The 20,043-nt window shown below is 69.6% G+C and carries 15 protein-coding genes; 9 read left to right on the forward strand and 6 right to left on the reverse strand.

Features of this window, described 5'->3' with window-relative positions; translation table 11 throughout:
* The coding region (locus tag C3Y15_RS01205; RefSeq protein ID WP_134206800.1) for a LysR family transcriptional regulator at positions 1-878 on the reverse strand (878 nt) is incomplete at its 3' end.
* Positions 879-988: 110 nt separating this feature from the next.
* Here C3Y15_RS01205 and C3Y15_RS01210 point away from each other — a divergent pair.
* A complete protein-coding gene (locus C3Y15_RS01210; protein WP_011884910.1) occupies positions 989-2,062 on the forward strand; it encodes a YeiH family protein in 1,074 nt (357 codons plus the stop codon).
* Positions 2,063-2,177: 115 nt separating this feature from the next.
* The gene (locus tag C3Y15_RS01215; RefSeq protein ID WP_034193153.1) at positions 2,178-3,911 is read left to right on the forward strand and encodes a ClcB-like voltage-gated chloride channel protein; all 1,734 of its coding nucleotides are present in this window, start codon (positions 2,178-2,180) and stop codon (positions 3,909-3,911) included.
* 193 nt (positions 3,912-4,104) lie between these two features.
* On the opposite strand, the gene C3Y15_RS01220 is transcribed toward C3Y15_RS01215, so the two are convergent.
* Positions 4,105-4,725, reverse strand: a complete 621-nt coding sequence (locus C3Y15_RS01220; RefSeq protein ID WP_011884912.1) for a TetR/AcrR family transcriptional regulator — start codon at positions 4,723-4,725, stop codon at positions 4,105-4,107.
* A 190-nt stretch (positions 4,726-4,915) separates the two neighbouring features.
* Here C3Y15_RS01220 and C3Y15_RS01225 point away from each other — a divergent pair, with 190 nt between their 5' ends.
* From C3Y15_RS01225 to C3Y15_RS01240, 4 genes are all read left to right on the forward strand, one after another.
* Entirely contained in the window at positions 4,916-6,025 is a 1,110-nt protein-coding gene (locus C3Y15_RS01225; protein WP_014723073.1) for an efflux RND transporter periplasmic adaptor subunit, read from the forward strand.
* Positions 6,022-9,171, forward strand: coding sequence for an efflux RND transporter permease subunit (locus tag C3Y15_RS01230; RefSeq protein WP_011884914.1), 3,150 nt, complete (start codon positions 6,022-6,024; stop codon positions 9,169-9,171). Before C3Y15_RS01225 ends, C3Y15_RS01230 begins: the two co-directional genes overlap by 4 nt.
* A gap of 2 nt (positions 9,172-9,173) precedes the next feature.
* Positions 9,174-10,757, forward strand: a complete 1,584-nt coding sequence (locus C3Y15_RS01235) for an efflux transporter outer membrane subunit (protein WP_124260200.1) — start codon at positions 9,174-9,176, stop codon at positions 10,755-10,757.
* A 128-nt stretch (positions 10,758-10,885) separates the two neighbouring features.
* Entirely contained in the window at positions 10,886-11,917 is a 1,032-nt protein-coding gene (locus C3Y15_RS01240) for a MerR family transcriptional regulator (RefSeq protein WP_124260199.1), read from the forward strand.
* 42 nt (positions 11,918-11,959) lie between these two features.
* Here the strand turns inward: C3Y15_RS01240 and C3Y15_RS01245 are convergent, their stop codons facing one another.
* Positions 11,960-13,345: a sigma 54-interacting transcriptional regulator gene (locus C3Y15_RS01245; protein ID WP_059474840.1), complete on the reverse strand. Its 1,386-nt coding sequence runs from the start codon at positions 13,343-13,345 to the stop codon at positions 11,960-11,962.
* Positions 13,346-13,594: 249 nt separating this feature from the next.
* Between C3Y15_RS01245 and C3Y15_RS01250 the strand changes: the two genes are divergently transcribed.
* Genes C3Y15_RS01250 through C3Y15_RS01260 form a run of 3 tightly spaced genes read left to right on the forward strand, consistent with a single transcriptional unit; the run spans position 13,595 to position 17,014 of the window.
* On the forward strand, positions 13,595-14,479 hold the full coding sequence (locus C3Y15_RS01250) for an MBL fold metallo-hydrolase (protein WP_034193156.1): 885 nt from the start codon (positions 13,595-13,597) through the stop codon (positions 14,477-14,479).
* A gap of 42 nt (positions 14,480-14,521) precedes the next feature.
* A complete protein-coding gene (locus C3Y15_RS01255; protein ID WP_059461764.1) occupies positions 14,522-16,189 on the forward strand; it encodes a bifunctional protein tyrosine phosphatase family protein/NAD(P)/FAD-dependent oxidoreductase in 1,668 nt (555 codons plus the stop codon).
* Positions 16,190-16,207: 18 nt separating this feature from the next.
* Positions 16,208-17,014 carry a sulfite exporter TauE/SafE family protein gene (locus C3Y15_RS01260; protein WP_011884920.1) on the forward strand — a complete coding sequence of 269 codons (807 nt, stop codon included), beginning with the start codon at positions 16,208-16,210 and terminating at the stop codon, positions 17,012-17,014.
* 107 nt (positions 17,015-17,121) lie between these two features.
* On the opposite strand, the gene C3Y15_RS01265 is transcribed toward C3Y15_RS01260, so the two are convergent.
* The 3 genes from C3Y15_RS01265 to potA are packed head-to-tail and all read right to left on the reverse strand — an operon-like array spanning position 17,122 to position 20,026.
* Positions 17,122-17,943 carry an ABC transporter permease subunit gene (locus tag C3Y15_RS01265; RefSeq protein WP_011884921.1) on the reverse strand — a complete coding sequence of 274 codons (822 nt, stop codon included), beginning with the start codon at positions 17,941-17,943 and terminating at the stop codon, positions 17,122-17,124.
* Entirely contained in the window at positions 17,940-18,869 is a 930-nt protein-coding gene (locus C3Y15_RS01270) for an ABC transporter permease subunit (protein ID WP_041493835.1), read from the reverse strand. Before C3Y15_RS01270 ends, C3Y15_RS01265 begins: the two co-directional genes overlap by 4 nt.
* Positions 18,866-20,026 (reverse strand): polyamine ABC transporter ATP-binding protein, encoded by a 1,161-nt coding sequence (potA, locus tag C3Y15_RS01275; protein WP_011884923.1) that lies wholly within the window; start codon positions 20,024-20,026, stop codon positions 18,866-18,868. Before potA ends, C3Y15_RS01270 begins: the two co-directional genes overlap by 4 nt.
* Positions 20,027-20,043: the final 17 nt, after the last annotated feature.

Here is a 20,043-nt window from a genome sequence, read left to right on the forward strand (position 1 = left end):
CCGATGCACATCTCGAGAAACCGGCCGGCCACGCGCGACGGCGCGGCGCCGTGCGGCACCAGGATCGAGAAATGCCGCGTGAGCGGCGCGGGCGCGAGTGAGCGCGGCACCAGCGCCGCATCCTCGTGCCGCAACGACATCGCGGAGACGAAGCCGACGCCCATTCCCGCGCGCACGGCCTCCTTGACGGCCTCGACGCCCGCGATCTCGAACGCGACGCGCATCGGCGCGCCGCTTTGCGCGAACGCGCGTTCGACCAGTTGCCGCACGCCCGAGCCCTCCTCGCGCAGCACGAGCGGATGGGCGGCGAGCGCCGCGAGCGGCACGCCATCGTCGTACGCGGCGGCCGCCAGCGGATGACCGGCCGGCACCACCGCGACGATCTCGTCCTCCTGCCACGCGTGCATGGCGGTGCCGGGCGGCAGCGCGTCGCCGGGCGGCCCCTCGATCATCGCGATGTCGAGCGACGCGAGCGCGGCCACCACGTCCGCCGTGTTGCCGCTCATCGTGTGGATCGCGACGCGCGGCGCGCGCGGCTGGAACGCGGCGATCAGATACGGCAGCAGATAGCTCGCGGGCGTCGTGCTCGCGCCGATGCGCAGCGTGCCGGCGTCGAGCCCGCGCACCGCGTCGCGAAACGCGCGCGCCTGCGCGAACGTGTCGCGCTGCGCGTTCGCGTACTGCGCGAGCTGCTCGCCCACCGGCGTCAGGCGGATGCCGCGGCCGTCGCGCTGGTACAGCGGCTCGCCGAATTCGTCCTGCAGCACGCGCAACTGCCCCGACACCGCAGGCTGCGACAGATGCAGCGCGACGGCCGCGCGGCTGATGTTCAGATGCTCGGCGACGGCCGCGAAAGTTATCAGTTGATCCGGGGTCATGGACGTGAATTATCGGCTCTCCAGATAGTTTATGTCACAAATCACAATTTTTCATATCGATATAACCAAACTAGGATTAGGCCATCGTAATCAGTTGCTGCCGGTGCCTCATGTCGACTGCCACGCATTCCCCTGTGTCCCACGCCGCGCCGACGATGCGCGGCCAGTTGAACGGCGTGCTGTTCGTCGCGCTGTTCGCCGCCGCCGTCACGAGCCTCGCCGAACTGCCGACGATCGCGTCGCTCGGCCTGTCGCCGCTGATCGTCGGCATCGTCGCCGGTGCCCTGTATGGCAACGCGCTGCGCGACGGCATGCCCGCGAGCTGGGCGGCCGGCGTCAATTTTTCCGCGCGCAAGCTGCTGCGCATCGCGGTCGCGTTCTTCGGCCTGCGCGTGAGCCTGCAGGAAATCGCGCAGGTCGGCCTGCCGGGGCTGACGGTGTCGGTGCTGGTCGTCGTCAGCACGCTCGCGATCGGCACCTGGGTCGGCATGAAGGTGATGAAGCTCGATCGCGACGCCGCGCTGCTGACCGCCGCCGGCAGCGCGATCTGCGGCGCGGCCGCGGTGCTCGCGTTCGAATCGACGCTGCAGTCGAAGCCGCACCAGAGCGCGATGGCCGTCGGCAGCGTCGTGCTGTTCGGCACGCTGTCGATGTTCCTGTACCCGCTCGCGTACCACGCCGGCTTGCTGAACCTCGACCCGGCCGGCCTCGGCCTGTTCTTCGGCGGCACGATCCACGAGGTCGCGCAGGTGGTCGGCGCGGCCAGCGACATCAGCCCGGAAGTCACGCACGTCGCGACCATCGTCAAGATGACCCGCGTGATGCTGCTGGTGCCCGTGCTGCTCGCGCTCGGCTGGTGGCTGGCCCGCTCGGCACGTTCGGCCCGCGCGAGCGACGGCGCCCACGGCAAGCGCAAGGTGGCCGTGCCGTGGTTCGCGCTCGGCTTCCTCGGCTTCGTGATCGTCAACTCGCTGAACGTGCTGCCCGCGAGCGCCACCCACACGCTGAACGTGCTCGACACCTTCGCGCTGACGATGGCGATGACCGCGCTCGGCATCGAGACGCGCGTGTCGCAGATCCGCGAGGCCGGCCCGCGGGCGCTGACCACCGGCCTGATCCTCTACGTGTGGCTGATCGTCGGCGGTTACGGCATCACGTGGGCCGTGCAGCACTGGCTTGGCTGATCCGCGTCCACGCCGCCGCGCACTGCGCCGCGCCCGCCGGGGGAACCCGCGGGCGCGGCGCAGTGCTATGCTTCGCGTCGTTTTCCTTCCTCCTCTTCCTCTCCGTCTTTCAGCCGTGCTCTCGTTCCTGCTGAAACTGCGCACGCGCGCGCAGAAGCTGTTTCGCCTGTCCGACGCTCATACGATGCTGATCTGGTCGGCCATCGTCGGCGTCGGCGGCGCATTTGCGACGATGGCCTTCCGCGAAGGCATCGACCTGATGCAACGCTTGATCGCCGGGCACAGCGGCAGCTTCGTGCAGATGGCACGCAGCCTGCCGTGGTACGTGCGTTTCTGGATGCCGGCGGCGGGCGGCTTCCTCGCCGGCTGCGTGCTGCTGCTCGCGACGCGCAGCGACCGCAAGGCCGGCAACACCGACTACATGGAGGCCGTCGCGCTCGGCGACGGCGTCGTGCCGGTGCGCCAGAGCCTGTGGCGCAGCGTGTCGTCGCTGCTGACGATCGGCAGCGGCGGCTCGATCGGCCGCGAAGGCCCGATGGTGCAGCTCGCCGCGCTCGCCGCGTCGCTGGTCGGCCGCTTCGTGCACTTCGACCCGCCGCGCCTGCGCCTGCTGGTCGCCTGCGGCGCGGCGGCCGGCATCACGTCCGCATACAATGCGCCGATCGCCGGCGCGTTCTTCATCTCCGAAATCGTGCTCGGCACGATCGCGATGGAGAGCTTCGGGCCGATGGTGGTCGCCTCGGTGGTCGCGAACATCGTGATGCGCGAATTCGCCGGCTACCGGCCGCCGTACGAGATGCCGGTGTTCCCGGCCGTGACCGGCCCCGAGGTGCTGCTGTTCGTGGTGCTCGGCTCGCTGTGCGGCGTGCTCGCGCCGCAGTTCCTGCATCTGCTCGACGCGTCGAAGCGCCAGTTCAAGCGGATGCCCGTGCCGCTGCCGGTGCGGCTCGCGCTCGGCGGGCTCGTGGTCGGCGTGATCTCGGTGTGGATTCCCGACGTGTGGGGCAACGGCTACAGCGTCGTGAACCACATCCTCCATTCGCCGTGGACCTGGCAGGCGCTCGTCGCGGTGCTGGTGTTCAAGGTGGTCGCGACAGCCGCGACCGCCGGCTCGGGCGCGGTCGGCGGCGTGTTCACGCCGACGCTGTTCGTCGGCGCGGTGTTCGGCTCGCTGTTCGGGCTCGCGATGAACGGGCTGTGGCCGGGCCACACGTCCGCGTATTTCGCCTATGCGATGGTCGGCATGGGCGCGTTCCTGGCCGGCGCGACGCAGGCGCCGCTGATGGCGATCCTGATGATCTTCGAGATGACGCTGAGCTATCAGGTCGTGCTGCCGCTGCTGGTGTCGTGCGTGTTCGCGTACTTCGTCGCGCGCGCGACCGGCACGACGTCGATGTACGAAATCACGCTGCGCCATCATCAGGACGCACAGGAACGGCTGCGGCTGCGCACCACGCAGATGCGCGAGCTGATCCAGCCCGCGCAGACGGTCGTGCCGCTCACCGCGAGCGTCGCCGACATGACGCGCGTGTTCCTCGAATATCCGGTGAAGTACCTGTACGTGACCGACGACGCCGGGCGCTTTCGCGGCGCGGTCGCGCTGAAGGACATCACGTCCGACCTGCTCGAGAAGCGCGACACGACCGACAAGACGGCCGCCCACTACGCGCATACGCCGTTTCCACTGCTCACGCCGGACATGCCGCTCGCGACGGCGCTCGAACGCTTCATGGCGTTCAAGGGCGAACGGTTGCCGGTGATCGAGAGCGAGGCCGAGCCGCTGCTCGCCGGGGTGGTCTACAAGACGTCGCTGCTCGACGCGTACCGGCGGATGACCGGCGAGCGCTGACCGGCGCGGCGGGGTGCGCGCGGCGAGCGCCGCTGTGCCCGGCCATGCGAGCCATCCGGGTTATCCGCGCTGTCCAGCAGCCCGCTCGAGCCCTTCACGCCGGCCTGTCGCTCGAGCCGTGACTCGAACGGATCGCCGAAGCCTCGAAGCACATCAAGCCAGATCCCGCCCCAGCGAGCCGCCTCCGGCCCCATCAGTCCGGCGCGCGCCCCAGCACGACTCTCGCGAAGAAGCCGCCCAGCACCGCTTCGGCCGCATCGGCCGACACGTGCTGCGGATCGGCCGTGTAATACGACTGCACGCCGTCGCACAGACACATCAGCCCGAACGCGAGCGTCTCGGCGGGCAGCAGCAGCGGCGTGCCCGCGCGCTCGGCGAAGCGCTGGATGAATTCGGCCATCTGCAGCCGCTTGCCGTGCAGGAACTGGTTGAAGCGCACGCGAAACTTCGCGTCGCGCGCCGCCTGCAGCTTCGCCTCGCCCCACAGCAGCGAATACTCGTCGTCGCGAAAGAGCGTCCGGTAGTACGCGAGCGCCATCGATTCCATCTGCTCGCGCGGCCCGCCTTCGTCGAAGATCGCCTCGAAATCGGCGCGCACCGAATCGTGATCGCGTTCGAGCAACTCGAGCAGCAGATCCGACTTGCTGCGGAAATTCGAATAGAACGCGCCGCGCGTGTAGCCGGCCGCCGCCGCGATGTCCTCGACGCTCGCGGCGACATAGCCTTTCTTCTGAAAAATCCGGTGCGCGGCAGTCAGCAGACGCTCGCGCGTCTGATCCCTGCTCTGCTCGCGAGTTAAGCGCTGTGGTTTCATGGCGCGAAGTCTAGCACCAACCCCCGTTCGGATTCAGCTTTGCATTCAGATACAACTGTGTATTAGAATCCGCGACAGTCTCCGAACGACCTCGTTCGCCGTTGTCCGTGCGCGCCTATGCCGGCGCCACTCGGGGCAAGCGCGCCGCGCTTGCCGGCCTCGTTCCGCTGTCACCTGCTCTGGGGGTTTCGTGATTCGCTCCGGTTCCCGCGCCGCGCTGCTCGTCGGCGCCGCGCTCGTCCTCGCCGCCTGTCATCCAAAGGAAGCCGCCGCGCCCGCGCCGCGCCCGGTCGTCACGCTGACCGCGCACGCCGACGGCGCGGCCGTCGCCGCCACGCTGCCCGGCGAAATCCAGCCGCGCTATGCGACGCCGCTGTCGTTCCGCATCGCCGGCAAGATCATCGAGCGCAAGGTGCGGCTCGGCGATATGGTGAAGGCCGGCCAGATCGTCGCGCTGCTCGATCCGTCCGACGTCGAGAAGAACGTCGCCAGCGCGCAGGCGCAGCTCGATGCGACGTCGCACACGTACGCGTTCGCGAAGCAGCAGCTCGACCGCGATCGCGCGCAGGCGCGCGAGAACCTGATCGCGACCGCGCAGCTCGAGCAGACCGAGAACAGCTATGCGTCGGCGCTCGCGCAGCGCGATCAGGCGCAGCAGCAGCTCGCCCTCGCGAAGAACCAGCTGCGCTATGCGACGCTCGCCGCCGATCACGCGGGCACCATCACCGCCGAGCAGGCCGACACCGGCCAGAACGTGTCGGCCGGCCAGGCCGTCTACCAGCTCGCATGGTCGGGCGACGTCGACGTCGTCAGCGACGTGCCCGAAACCGCGCTCGCCTCGCTCGCACCGGGCCATGCGGCGAGCGTCACGCTGCCGTCGCTGCCCGGCCGCAGCTTCACCGCGAAGGTGCGCGAGATCGCGCCGGCCGCCGATCCGCAAAGCCGCACCTACCGCGTGAAGCTCACGCTCGCGTCGCCCGATCCGGCCGTGCGCCTCGGCATGACCGCGAACGTCGCGTTCGACGGCGCGCCGGCTGCCTCGGGCGCGCCGACCGTCACGCTGCCCGCGACCGCGCTGTTCCATGACGGCCCGCGGCCGGCCGTGTGGGTCGTGCGCAGCGGCAACGACACGCTCGAGCTGCGCCACGTCGACGTCGCGCGCTTCGGCGAGCGCACCGTCACCGTGTCGCGCGGGCTGCAGCCGGGCGAGCGCGTCGTCGTGCAAGGCGTGCATACGGTCAGCGCCGGCGAGAAGGTGCGGCCGGTCGCGCCGCTGCACGCGGAGGACTTCGCATCATGAGCGGCCCTCGCGAAGAAGGCCGCTTCAACCTGTCGGCATGGGCGCTGCGCCATCAGGCGCTGGTGGTCTACCTGATCGCGCTCGCGACGCTCGCGGGCATCCTCGCCTACACGCGGCTCGCGCAATCGGAAGACCCGCCGTTCACGTTCCGCGTGATGGTGATCCGCACGTTCTGGCCCGGCGCGAGCGCGCGGCAGGTGCAGGAACAGGTGACCGACCGGATCGGCCGCAAGCTGCAGGAAACGCCGGCCATCGACTTCCTGCGCAGCTACTCGCGCCCCGGCGAATCGCTGCTGTTCTTCACGATGAAGGACTCGGCGCCCGTGAAGGACGTGCCCGAGACCTGGTACCAGATCCGCAAGAAGATCGGCGACATCGGCTATACGCTGCCGCCCGGCGTGCAGGGGCCGTTCTTCAACGACGAGTTCGGCGACGTCTACACCAACATCTGGACGCTCGAAGGCGACGGCTTCACGCCCGCGCAGCTGCACGACTATGCGGACCAGCTGCGCACCGTGCTGCTGCGCGTGCCGGGCGTCGGCAAGGTCGACTACTTCGGCGACCCGGACCAGCGCATCTTCATCGAGGTGAACAACGCGCAGCTCACGCGCCTGGGCATCTCGCCGCAGCAGCTCGGGCAGGCGCTCAACGCGCAGAACGACATCTCGTCGAGCGGCGTGCTGACGACCGCCGACGATCGCGTGTTCGTGCGTCCGAGCGGCCAGTTCGACAACGTCGCCGCGATCGCCGACACGCTGGTGCGCATCAACGGCCGCACGTTCCGCCTCGGCGATCTCGCGACCGTCACGCGCGGCTACGACGATCCGCAGGTCACGCAGATGCGCGCGAACGGCCGCGCGGTGCTCGGCATCGGCGTGACGATGCAGCCGGGCGGCGACGTGATCCGGCTCGGCCGCGCGCTAGACGCGGAATCTAAACAGTTGCAGGCGCAACTGCCCGCGGGGCTGAAGCTCACCGAGGTGTCGAGCATGCCGCAGGCGGTCTCGCATTCGGTCGACGACTTTCTCGAGGCCGTCGCCGAAGCCGTGGCGATCGTGCTGGTCGTGAGCCTCGTGTCGCTCGGGCTGCGCACCGGGATGGTCGTCGTGATCTCGATCCCGGTCGTGCTCGCGGTGACGGCGCTGTTCATGTACCTGTTCGACATCGGCCTGCACAAGGTGTCGCTCGGCACGCTCGTGCTCGCGCTCGGGCTGCTGGTCGACGACGCGATCATCGCGGTCGAGATGATGGCGGTGAAGCTCGAACAGGGCTACAGCCGCGCGCGCGCCGCCGCGTTCGCGTACACCAGCACCGCGTTTCCGATGCTGACGGGCACGCTCGTCACGGTGTCGGGCTTCCTGCCGATCGCGCTCGCGAAGTCGAGCACCGGCGAGTACACGCGCTCGATCTTCGAGGTGTCGGCGATCGCGCTGATCGCGTCGTGGTTCGCGGCCGTCGTGCTGATTCCGCTGCTCGGCTATCACCTGCTGCCCGAGCGCAAGAAGCACGCGCACGAAGCGCATCTGCCTGACGATCACGAGCACGACATCTACGACACGCGCTTCTACGCGCGGCTGCGCGGCTGGATCGACTGGTGCATCGAGCGGCGCTTCGTCGTGCTGCTGATCACCGGCGTGCTGTTCGTCGTCGCGCTGATGGGCTTCACGCTGGTGCCGCAGCAGTTCTTCCCGAGCTCCGATCGCCCCGAGCTGCTGATCGATCTGCGGCTGCCCGAAGGCGCGTCGTTCGCGGCGACGCTGCGCGAGACGCAGCGCCTCGAGAAGGTGCTCGACAAGCGGCCCGAGATCGACCATGCGGTGAACTTCGTCGGCAGCGGCGCGCCGCGCTTCTACCTGCCGCTCGACCAGCAGTTGCAGTTGCCGAACTTCGCGCAGTTCGTCGTCACCGCGAAATCGGTCGAGGCGCGCGAGAAGCTCGCGAACTGGCTCGAGACGACGCTGCGCGACCAGTTCCCGAGCGTGCGCTGGCGTCTGTCGCGCCTCGAGAACGGGCCGCCGGTCGGCTACCCGGTGCAGTTCCGCGTGAGCGGCAGCGACATCGCGACGGTGCGCGCGATCGCCGAGAAGGTCGCGGCGACGATGCGCGGCGACGCGCGCACGGTGCACGTGCAGTTCGACTGGGACGAGCCGGCCGAGCGCTCGGTGCGCTTCGAGCTCGACCAGAAGAAGGCGCGCGAGCTGAACGTGACGTCGCAGGACGTGTCGAGCTTCCTCGCGATGACGCTGTCCGGCACGACCGTCACGCAGTACCGCGAGCGCGACAAGCTGATCGCGGTCGACCTGCGCGCGCCGCGCGCCGATCGCGTCGATCCGGCGAAGCTCGCGGGCCTCGCGCTGCCGACGCCGAACGGCCCGGTGCCGCTCGGCTCGCTCGGCCGCTTCACGCCGACGCTCGAATACGGCGTGGTATGGGAGCGCGACCGCCAGCCGACCATCACCGTGCAGTCCGACGTGCAGGCCGGCGCCCAGGGCATCGACGTCACGCATGCGATCGACGGCAAGCTCGACGCGCTGCGCGCGCAATTGCCGGTCGGCTATCAGATCAACATCGGCGGCTCGGTCGAGGAAAGCGCGAAGGCGCAGAGCTCGATCAACGCGCAGATGCCGTTGATGGCGATCGCCGTGTTCACGCTACTGATGATCCAGCTGCAGAGCTTCTCGCGCGTGCTGATGGTCGTGCTCACCGCGCCACTGGGCTTGATCGGCGTGGTCGGCACGCTGCTGCTGTTCGGCCAGCCGTTCGGCTTCGTCGCGATGCTCGGCGTGATCGCGATGTTCGGGATCATCATGCGCAACTCGGTGATCCTGGTCGACCAGATCGAGCAGGACATCGCCGCCGGCCACGGACGCTTCGACGCGATCGTCGGCGCGACGGTGCGGCGCTTCCGCCCGATCACGCTGACGGCCGCCGCCGCCGTGCTCGCGCTGATTCCGCTGCTGCGCTCGAACTTCTTCGGGCCGATGGCGACCGCGCTGATGGGCGGCATCACGAGCGCGACCGTGCTGACGCTGTTCTACCTGCCCGCGCTGTATGCCACGTGGTTCCGCGTCAAGCGCGACGAACGCGACCCGCGCGACGGGCCGCCGCACGACGGCGGCGCCGCAGCCGCACCGTCGGGAGCCTGATCATGAAACCGTCGATGGATATGAAAACGACCCTCGCCCGCGCGCTGTCGGCCGCGGCCCTCGCCGGCCCGCTCGCCGGCTGCGCCTGGTTCGCGCCGAGCGGCGAGCCGCCCGCGATGCCGTCGCCCGCGCATTACGGCGCCGCACCGCAAGTGCAGCAGACGGTCGCCGCGCAGGGCGTCGCGCAACGCTTCGACGTCGGCGCGCAGCCCGTGCCCGACTGGTGGACGCAATACCGCTGCGCTGCGCTGAACGCGCTCGTCGACGAAGGGCTGCGCAACAGCCCCACGCTGAGCGCGGCCGCGCATTCGCTCGATGCCGCGCGCGAGCAATTGCGCGCGCAGATCGGCAGCTCGATGCTGCCGTCGATCGATGCGGGCGGCCAGGCCGTGCGGCAGCGCGCGCTCGGCGTGCCGATCCCCGCGCTCGGCGCGCCCACGCTGCTGTACGACACCTTCGTCGGCCAGCTGCAGGCGAGCTATACGCTCGACCTGTTCGGCGCGGCGCGCTTCGCGAACCGCGCGCTCGCCAAGCGCGTGGACGTCAGCGCGTTCCAGCTCGAGTCGGCGCGCCGCGCGCTCGCCGCGAACATCGTCACCGCGTCGATCACGGTGTCGGTGCTCAACGCGCAGATCGCGACCACCGAACGGCTCGTCGCGCTCGCCAACGATCAGGCGCACGACGCGCAACGTCGTTACGCGCTCGGCTCGGTGTCGCGCAGCGATGCGCTGAACGCGCAGCAAAGCGCGGACACCTTCGCCGCGAGCCTGCCGGCCCTGCGCCAGCAACGCGACACGGCGCGCCATGCGCTCGCGGTGCTGATCGGCCGCACGCCCGACCGGCCGCCGGCCGACCTGACGCTCGCCGATCTGCATCTGCCCGACGAGGTGCCGGTGGTCGTGCCGTCGGGCCTGCTGCACAGCCGGCCCGACATCCAGGCCGCCGAAGCCGGGCTGCGGGCCGCCGCGGCCGAAGTCGGCGTCGCGACCGCGCAGCTGTTCCCGCAGCTGTCGCTGTCGGCGGCGATCGGCCAGGGCGGCTTCAGCTGGCCGGCGATGCTGTCGGGCGGCGGCGCGATCTGGAACGTCGGCGCATCGCTGAGCCAGCCGCTGTTCCACGGCGGCGCGCTGCTCGCGCAGCGCCGGGCGGCGAAGGCCAGCTACGAGGCGGCCGTCGATCAGTACCGGCAGACCGTGCTGGCCGCGTTCCAGAACGTCGCCGATTCGCTCGCCGCGCTCGAGCACGATGCGCAGGCGCTGCAGGCGTCATCGCACGCGGCGCTGTCCGCGCAAGGCGCGTATGACGACGCGGCCGCCCGCGTGCGGCTCGGCGCGTTGCCGCCGTCGGCCGCGCGCGCGAGCGAGCTGCAGTACCGCAACGCGCGGCTCGACGAGATCCGCGCCACCGGCGCGCGCTTCGCGGATACCGCGCGTCTCTATCAGGCGATGGGCACGCCGCCGGCCGACGGCGCCGCGCGAACGGACACGGCCGCGAACGCCGGCCGCGCCGCGCCCAGCGACACCGGCAACGGCGCGGGCGCCGCCGCGCCCGACACTCCGCCCGACACCGCGCCCCGGCAGAACTGACGCCACCGGCGCGGCACGCACCCGGCGCGCGCACCACCGCGCGCGCCGCGCCGCGCCGCAATCTTCCGCTTGACCCTCACGTAGCGTAACGTTCGAGACTCCAGTGTGCGTACCGAACGGAGGACATCATGCGGCTGAAAGTGGGAGAACTGGCGAAACGCAGCGGGCTGACCGTCCGCACGCTTCATCACTATCACGCGATCGGCCTGCTGGCTCCTTCGGCGCGCGCCGACAACGGCTACCGGCTGTACGACCGCGACGACATCGCCCGGCTCCACCAGATCCAGGCGCTGCGCCGCTTCGGGCTGTCGCTTGCCGAGATCGGCGACTACCTGAACCAGCCCGGCACGCCGCTCGTCGAGCTCGTTGCGAAGCAGATCGCGTCGCTCGAGCGCCAGCTCGCGCAGGCGGCGCAGCTGCGCGAGCGGCTCGTGCAGTTGCACGCGCAACTTGCCGCGGGCACGGAGCCGGAACTGGCCGATTGGCTCACCACACTGGAGTTGATGACCGTGTACGACAAATACTTTTCCGAGGAAGAACTCGCGCGCATGCCGATGTACCGCAAGAGCCAGACGGGCGACGCGGAATGGGTCGCGCTCGTCGCCGACCTGCGTGCGCTGCACGACGCGGGCGTGCCGCCCGAGGACGAACGGGCGCGCGCGCTCGCCGAGCGCTGGATGACGCTGCTGGTGCGCGACACGAACAACGATCCGCGGCTGCTCGCGAAGCTGAACCTGATGCACGAGCGCGAGCCGTCGATGCAGTCGAAGATCGGCATCTCGACCGCGCTGCGCGACTACGTGCTGAAGGCGATGGCCGAAACCAAGATGCGCGTGTTCGAGAAGTACCTCGCGCCGGACGAGATCCGCTTCATGCGCGCGCACTATGGCGAGCGCGCGATGGAATGGCCGCAGCTGATCGCCGACGTGCGCGATGCGATCGACGCCGGCAAGACGCCCGCTTCGCCGGAAGGCCGCGCGCTCGCGCGACGCTGGCTCGAGCTGTTCTGCGGCTACGCGGGCACCGATCCGGCCACGCACGCGAAGTTCCGCCACGCGATGGCGACCGAGCCCGCGCTGCTGAAGAACGCGTGGACCGACGAGACGCTGCTCGGCTTCATGCGGGACGCGATGGCGCAGTTGCAGACGGCCCGGCATTGACCGACGGCGGCGGCAACGCGACGGCCGCGCGACGCGGCACCGTCAATCGTCGCCGCGCGCGCCGAGCCCCAGCGCCTTCAGCCGCCGGTACAGCGTGCGCTCGCTGAGCCCCGTGCGCTCGGCCAGCGCCTTGCGCGTCCCGACGAAGCCGCTCGCGATCCGCAGCAGTTCCGCGTCGCTCGGTGGGCTGGCCGCACGCTGCGCGTCGTGCGGCAATGCCGACGCCGCGACGAGTTCGGCAGGCAGATGCTCGACGCGGATCACGCCGTCGTCGGCGAACAGGCACGCGCGTTCGAGCACGTTGCGCAGCTCGCGGATGTTGCCGGGCCACGCATACGCATCGAGGCACGCGCGCGCCGCGTCGGTGAGCACGAACGGCCGCGCGCCTGCGTCGCCGCTGCCGGCGCGCGTATTGGCGATGCGCCGCAGGATCGATTCGGCGAGCAGCGCGACGTCGCCGCGGCGCTCGCGCAGCGCCGGCAGCTGGATCGGAAATGCGCTGATGCGGTAGTACAGGTCCTGACGGAACCGGCCGTCGTCGATCATCTCGCGCAGCGGCTTGTGGGTCGCTGCGACCAGCCGGAAATCGGCGCGCAGCGCCTCGACGCCGCCGACCCGGCGAAACGTCCCCGACTCGATCAGCCGCAGCAGCTTCACCTGCATCGGCAGCGGCACGTCGCCGATTTCGTCGAGGAACAGCGTGCCGCCCTGTGCGGTCTCGACCAGCCCGGGCTTGCGCTGATTGGCGCCGGTAAACGCGCCCTTCTCGTAGCCGAACAGCTCGCTCTCGAACAGCGTCTCGGCGATCCCCGAACAGTCGACCACCACGAACGGGCCCATCGCGCGTTCGCTCGCCTCGTGCAGCGCGCGCGCGAACAGCTCCTTGCCGGTGCCCGACTCGCCGAGCAGCAGCACCGGCAGCATCGACGGCGCGACGCGCTGCAGCGCGCCCAGTGCCGCATTGAACGCGTCGGCGCCGCCGACCAGCCCTTCCGCGCTCGGCTGCGCGGACGCGCTGCGCACCGTGGTCAGCCGCTCGACGAACGCGGTCACGTCGCCGCGCGCATCGAAGATCGGCCGCAACTCGACGTCGACGTGCTCGGGGCCGCGCGGCGTATGGTGGATGTGCAGCACGCGATTCAGGCTGCGCGATTCGATCGCCTGCTTCATCGGGCAGTGCTCGCCCGCCTGGTCGCACGGCACGGCGTAGTGATGCGACACCTCGAAGCAATGGCGCCCCACGTGCTCGACGCCGGCCACGCCGAATTGCCGCCGGTACGCGCCGTTCGCCGCGAGGATCCGGTAGTCGGGATCGACGACGATCATCGGCTGCGGGTCCTGCTCCAGATACGCGATCAGCGCGCGCACGTCGGGCGTCACGTCCCGCGGCTGGGCGGGAACGATCGGAATGATGTCGTGTTGATTCATGGGGAAGCTCGGTCACGGTCGCCCGACGGACTGCCAGGCCGACTGCCAATTCTGCCACGACACTGCCGCACATGGCAGTGCCGATCGGCCCGCAGCCGCGCGCGACGCCGCATGACGCACCGCCGCCCCACCTGAAACCCGATCCCAATCAAGCACTTGTCACATTGACCCCGATTACCGCGTCGATTGGCACGCTTCTTGAACATGGGATACGCAATTGCAGATGCAGAACCCCAGCGAGGACATAACGTGAGCCATGCCCCCCAATTGTCGGTCGAAGGCTTCTTCGACCCGGCGACCCATACCGTCAGCTACCTGTTGCTCGATACCGGCAGCCGCGCCTGCGCGTTGATCGACAGCGTGCTCGACTACGATCCGAAATCCGGCCGCACGCGCACGGACAGCGCCGACCGGCTGATCGCGCGCGTCGCCGAACTCGGCGCGACCGTGCACTGGCTGCTCGAGACGCACGTGCACGCCGACCACCTGTCGGCTGCGCCGTACCTGAAGGCGCACGTCGGCGGCCAGATCGCGATCGGCTCGCACGTGCGCCGCGTGCAGGACGTGTTCGGCACGCTGTTCAATGCCGGCCCCGGCTTCGCGCACGACGGCAGCCAGTTCGACCGCCTGCTCGACGACGGCGACACGCTCGCGCTCGGCGCGCTGACGATCCGCGCGATGCACACACCGGGCCATACGCCGGCGTGCATGACCTACTGCGTCGACGACGCGACCCAGCGCGCGGCCTTCGTCGGCGACACGCTGTTCATGCCCGACTACGGCACCGCGCGCTGCGACTTCCCCGGCGGCGACGCGCGCACGCTGTACCGCTCGATCGCGCGCGTGCTGGCGCTGCCGGCCGATACGCGCCTGTACCTGTGCCACGACTACCAGCCCGGCGGCCGCGACGTGCAGTTCGTGACGACGGTGGCCGAGCAGCGTCAGGCGAACGTCCACGTGAAGGACGGCGTGAGCGAGGACGATTTCGTCGCCATGCGCACCGCGCGCGACGCGACGCTCGACATGCCGGTGCTGATGCTGCCGTCGGTGCAGGTCAACATGCGCGCCGGCCACCTGCCCGAACCCGAAAACAATGGCGTGCGCTACCTCAAGATCCCGCTGAACGCGATCTGACGATCTGAAGCCGAGCCGCCGCCCGACCGGAGAACCCCCGACATGAACATTCGCAAGCTGACCGACACGCTATCGGTCTCCCCCCAGATCGCCGCGACCGACCTCCCCGCGCTGCAAGCGGCAGGAGTCCGCGCGATCGTCTGCAACCGGCCGGACGGCGAAGGCTCGGACCAGCCGACCGTCGCCGAGATCCGCGCCGCCGCCGCGCCGCTCGGCATCGCCGTGCACTACCTGCCGGTCGACACGGGCAAGGTCACCGACGAGCAGGCCACGCAGTTCGGCGTGCTGGTCGCGTCGCTCGCCGGCCCGGTGCACGCGTACTGCCGCAGCGGCATGCGCTCGGCGACGCTGTGGGCGCTGTCGCAGGCCGGCTCGCGTCCGATCGACGAGATCGTCGCGACGGCGGCCAAGGCCGGCTACGATCTCGCGGCAGTCGCGTCGCGGCTCGCACGCGGCGCGGCGCAGAGCGCACCGGCCGTCGACGCGCAGCACGACATCGTGATCGTCGGCGCGGGCGCGGCCGGCGTCGCGGTCGCGTCGAGCCTGCTCGCGCGCGACGGCTCGCTCGACATCGCGGTGATCGACCCGGCCGAGATCCATTACTACCAGCCGGGCTGGACGATGGTCGGCGCGGGCGTGTTCCGGCCCGAGACGACCGCGCGCCGCATCGTCGACGTGCTGCCGCGCGGCGTGAAGCGCATCCAGGCGGCCGTCGCCGGCTTCGAGCCCGACGCGCACGCGGTCGTGCTCGACGGCTGCCGCCGCATCGGCTATCGCAAGCTGATCGTGTGCCCGGGCCTGAAGCTCGACTGGGACGCGATCGAGGGCCTCGCCGACACGCTCGGCCACAACGGCGTCACGTCCAACTATCGCTACGATCTCGCGCCGTACACGTGGCAGCTGGTGCAGGCGTTCCGCGGCGGCAATGCGCTGTTCACGCAGCCGCCGATGCCGATCAAGTGCGCGGGCGCGCCGCAGAAGGCGATGTACATGTCGTGCGATCACTGGCGGCGCAACGGCCGCCTGGGCGCGGCGAACGTCGAATTCCTGAATGCGGGCGCCGTGCTGTTCGGCGTCGCCGACTACGTGCCCGCGCTGATGGAATACGTCGAGCGCTACGACATCGCGCTGTCGTTCGGCCACAACCTGATCGCGATCGACGGGCCGGCGCGGCGCGCGACGTTCCGGCGCACGCTGCCCGACGGCAGCACGGAGACCGTCCAGCGCAACTTCGACATGATCCACGTCGTGCCGCCGCAGAAGGCGCCCGACTTCGTGCGCGCGAGCCCGCTCGCCGATGCTGCCGGCTGGATCGACGTCGACCCGGCGACGCTGCGGCACAAGCGCTTCCCGGACATCTTCGCGCTCGGCGACGTCGCCAACACCACCAACGCGAAAACCGCCGCGGCCGCGCGCAAGCAGGCGCCCGTGGTCGCGCACAACGTGCTGGCGGCGCTCGGCCGCGTGCAGGGCGACGCCGCGTACGACGGCTACGGCTCGTGTCCGCTCACGGTCGAGCGCGGCAAGATCGTGCTCGCCGAATTCCTGTACGGCGGCAAGGTCGCGCCGACCTTCCCCGCGTGGCTGATCGACGGCCGGCGTCCGTCGCGGCTCGCGTGGCTGCTCAAGGAGCGCCTGCTGCCGCCGCTGTACTGGAAGGGGATGCTCAAGGGCCGCGAATGGCTCGCGAAGCCCGCGATCGCACGTTGACCGGAAGCCGATGACACCATGCTGATTTCTCTGGTACTCGGCGGCTTCGTCGGCGCCGTGCTCGGCCTCACCGGCGCGGGCGGCGGCATTCTCGCGGTCCCGGCGCTCGTCGTCGGAATGGGCTGGCCGATGCAGCAGGCCACGCCGGTCGCGCTCGTCGCGGTGGCCGGCAGCGCCGCGCTCGGCGCGCTCGAAGGGTTTCGCCGCGGGCTCGTGCGCTACCGCGCGGCGCTGTTGATGGCGCTCGCGGGCGTGCCGCTCACCACGCTCGGCGTGCGGCTCGCGCACGTGCTGCCGCAACGCGTGCTGCTCGCGCTGTTCGCGCTGACGATGCTGATCGTCGCGGCCCGTCTGCTGCGGCAGGCACTGCGCCAGGGCGCCGGCGAGCACGACGAGTCGCGCCTGTGCGTCGGCCGCGTGAATCCAGACACCGGCCGCCTCGTGTGGTCGTGGCCGGTCGGGTTCGCGCTCGCGTCCACCGGCGCGGTGACGGGCCTGATGACGGGGCTGCTCGGCGTCGGCGGCGGCTTCGTGATCGTGCCGATGCTGCGCAAGTTCACGAACGTGTCGATGCACGGCGTGGTCGCGACGTCGCTGATGGTGATCGCGCTGGTCGGCACCGGCGGCGTGCTCGCGACCTTCGTGGCGGGCACGCGCGCGCCGCTCGACATGATGCTGTGGTTCACCGTCGCGACGGCGCTCGGCATGGTAGTCGGGCGCGCCGCGTCGCGGCACCTGTCCGCGCGCCACGTGCAGGCCGGCTTCGCGATCGTGCTCGTGTGCGTGGCGCTCGGCCTGCTCGCGAAGGCCGCGTTCAGCGCATAAGCCGCGCGCAGCCTGCGCTGGCGACAAAAACGCCCGGTCCGACTCATCGTCGGTGCCGGGCGTTTTGTTGTTGCCGGTTGCGCGGCAACCGGCGCGTCAGGCGGCGCTCAGGCCGCGAAGCCCGCCATCCGCTTGCGTTGCTGGCGCAGCATCACGACGTTCGCGATCACGACGCCGGCCGTCACCGCGACGATGAACAGCGTCGCGAGCGCGTTCATCTCCGGATTCAGGCCGAGGCGCACGCGCGAGAACACGACGAGCGGCAGCGTCGTCGAGCCGGGGCCCGACAGGAACGCCGACAGCACGAGGTCGTCGATCGACAGCGTGAACGACAGCAGCCAGCCGGCCACCAGCGCCTGCGAAATCAGCGGCAGCGTGATCGTGAAGAACACTTTCAGCGGCGTCGCGCCGAGATCGAGCGCGGCTTCCTCGAGCGACGGGTTCAGCTCGCGCACGCGCGACTGCACGATGATCGCGACGTACGAGATGCACAGCATCACGTGGCCGAGCCAGATCGTGAACACGCCGCGCTCGGCCGGCCAGCCGATCCACTTCGCGAGCTCGATGAACAGCAGCAGCAGCGAGATGCCCTGGATCACCTCGGGGATCACGAGCGGCGCGTTGATCATCCCGCTGAACAGCGCGAAGCCGCGGAAGCGCCCCATCCGCGCGAGCACGAAGCCGGCCCAGGTGCCGATGAACACCGACGCGAACGCGGTCAGCACGCCGATCTTCAGCGACAGCCACGCGGCCGCGAGCAGCTCGTCGTCCTGCACGAGCGCCGCGTACCAGCGCAACGAGAAGCCCGACCACACGGTGACGAGCTTCGACTCGTTGAACGAGTAGACGATCAGGCTGACGATCGGGATGTAGAGGAACGCGAAGCCGGCGAACAGCGCCGCGAACTGCAGGAAACGATTCGGCTTCATCGACGGCGGCCCTCCTGCTCCTTCGCCTGGAAGTGCTGGAACATCGCCATCGGCACGAGCAGCAGCAGCACCATCGCGCAGGTCACGGCCGACGCCATCGGCCAGTCTGCGTTGTTGAAGAACTCATTCCACATCACGCGGCCGATCATCAGCGTGTTCGCGCCGCCGAGCAGCTCCGGAATCACGTACTCGCCGACCGCCGGGATGAACACCAGCAGGCAGCCCGCGATGATCCCGTTCTTCGACAGCGGCAGCGTGATCTGCACGAACGCCTTCCACGGCCGCGCGCCGAGGTCGTACGCCGCCTCGAGCAGGCGCAGGTCCATCTTCACGAGGTGCGCGTACAGCGGCATCACGAGGAACGGCAGATACGAATACACCATGCCGATATAGACCGCGTAGTTGGTGCGGTACAGCTCGATCGGCGTGTGCGTCAGGCCGACCCACATCAGGAAGTTGTTCAGCAAGCCGTTGTTCTTGAGGATCCCGATCCACGCGTACACGCGGATCAGGAACGACGTCCAGAACGGCAGCATCACGCCCATCATCAGCAGGTTGCGCGTGGCCGGGTTCGAGCGGGCGATGTAGTACGCCATCGGATAGCCGATCAGCAGGCACAGCAGCGTCGTGATCGCGGCCACCACGACCGAGTTCACGTAGGTCGCGAAGTACAGGCTGTCGGTGAGCAGGAACGCGTAGTGCGACAGGTTCAGCGCGATGTGCAACACGCCGTCCGTATACGACGCGAGCTCCGTGTACGGCGGGATGCCGAGCTGCAGCTCCGCGAAGCTGATCTTCACGACCAGCACGAACGGCACGAGGAAGAACAGCACGAGCCACGTGTACGGCCCCGCGACGACCGCCGTGGCGCCCGTCAGGTTGAAGCGCCGCACGGGCCACGAGAACATCGACTTGAGCGCGTTCATGACGTCAGCACCACGCCGGCGGTCGCGCTCCAGCGCACGTAGATCTCGTCGCCGAGCGCGGGCGTTTCGAGCTCGCTGATCGCGAGGCTCGACACGTTCGCGATCACCGTCTTGCCCGCGTCGAGCTTCACGTGATACAGCGAATAGCCGCCCATGTACGCGACGTTGGCGATCCGGCCGTGCGCCCAGTTGAACGCGCCTTCGGGCGGCTTGCGGGTCAGCGCGATGCGCTCGGGGCGCACCGACACCGTGACCGGCATCCCGAGCGGGCCGGTGATGCCGTGGCTCACGTACAGCCGGCTCGGCAGCTCGGGCGATTCGATGTACACGTAGTCGGGTTCGTCCTCGACGGTGATGCCCTCGAACAGGTTCGTCGAGCCGATGAACTCGGCCGAGAAGCGGCTGTTCGGATATTCGTAGACCTCGCTCGGCGAGCCGATCTGCACGATCTGCCCTTCGCTCATCACCGCGAGCCGGTTGGCCATCGTCATCGCCTCTTCCTGGTCGTGCGTGACCATGATGCAGGTGACGCCGACCTTCTGCAGGATGTTGACGAGCTCGATCTGCGTACGCTGGCGGATCTGCTTGTCGAGCGCCGACATCGGCTCGTCGAGCAGCAGCACCTTCGGACGCTTGACCAGCGAGCGTGCGAGCGCGACGCGCTGCTGCTGGCCGCCCGATAACTGATGCGGCTTGCGCTTCGCGTACTTGCTCATCTGCACGAGCTCGAGCGCGGCGGCCACGCGCTCCTTCAGCTCGGCCTTCGGCGTGCCTTCCTGCTTCAGGCCGTACGCGACGTTCGCCTCGACCGACATGTGCGGGAACAGCGCATACGACTGGAACATCATGTTCACGGGCCGCTTGTACGGCGGCATTTGCGCGAGGTCTTCGCCGTCGATCAGGATCTTGCCCGACGTGACCGTCTCGAGGCCGGCGAGCATCCGCAGCAGAGTCGACTTGCCGGAACCCGAGCTGCCCAGCAGCGCGAACAGCTCGCCCTGGCGCACCGTGAGGTTCACATTGCGGACCACTTCGGTTTCGCCGAACTTCTTGACGACGTCGACGATCTGGACAAAGTTCTCCGCGCGCGACGCGGCGCCGGAAGAAGGAACGAAGGACGGCGCACCCGCGACCGGCGCGCCCGACTGGCTATTCATGATGTGCTGCTTCTCTC

The organism is Burkholderia sp. B10 (genome assembly GCF_004368385.1).
In the GTDB taxonomy this organism is placed as follows: Bacteria; Pseudomonadota; Gammaproteobacteria; order Burkholderiales; family Burkholderiaceae; genus Burkholderia; species Burkholderia vietnamiensis.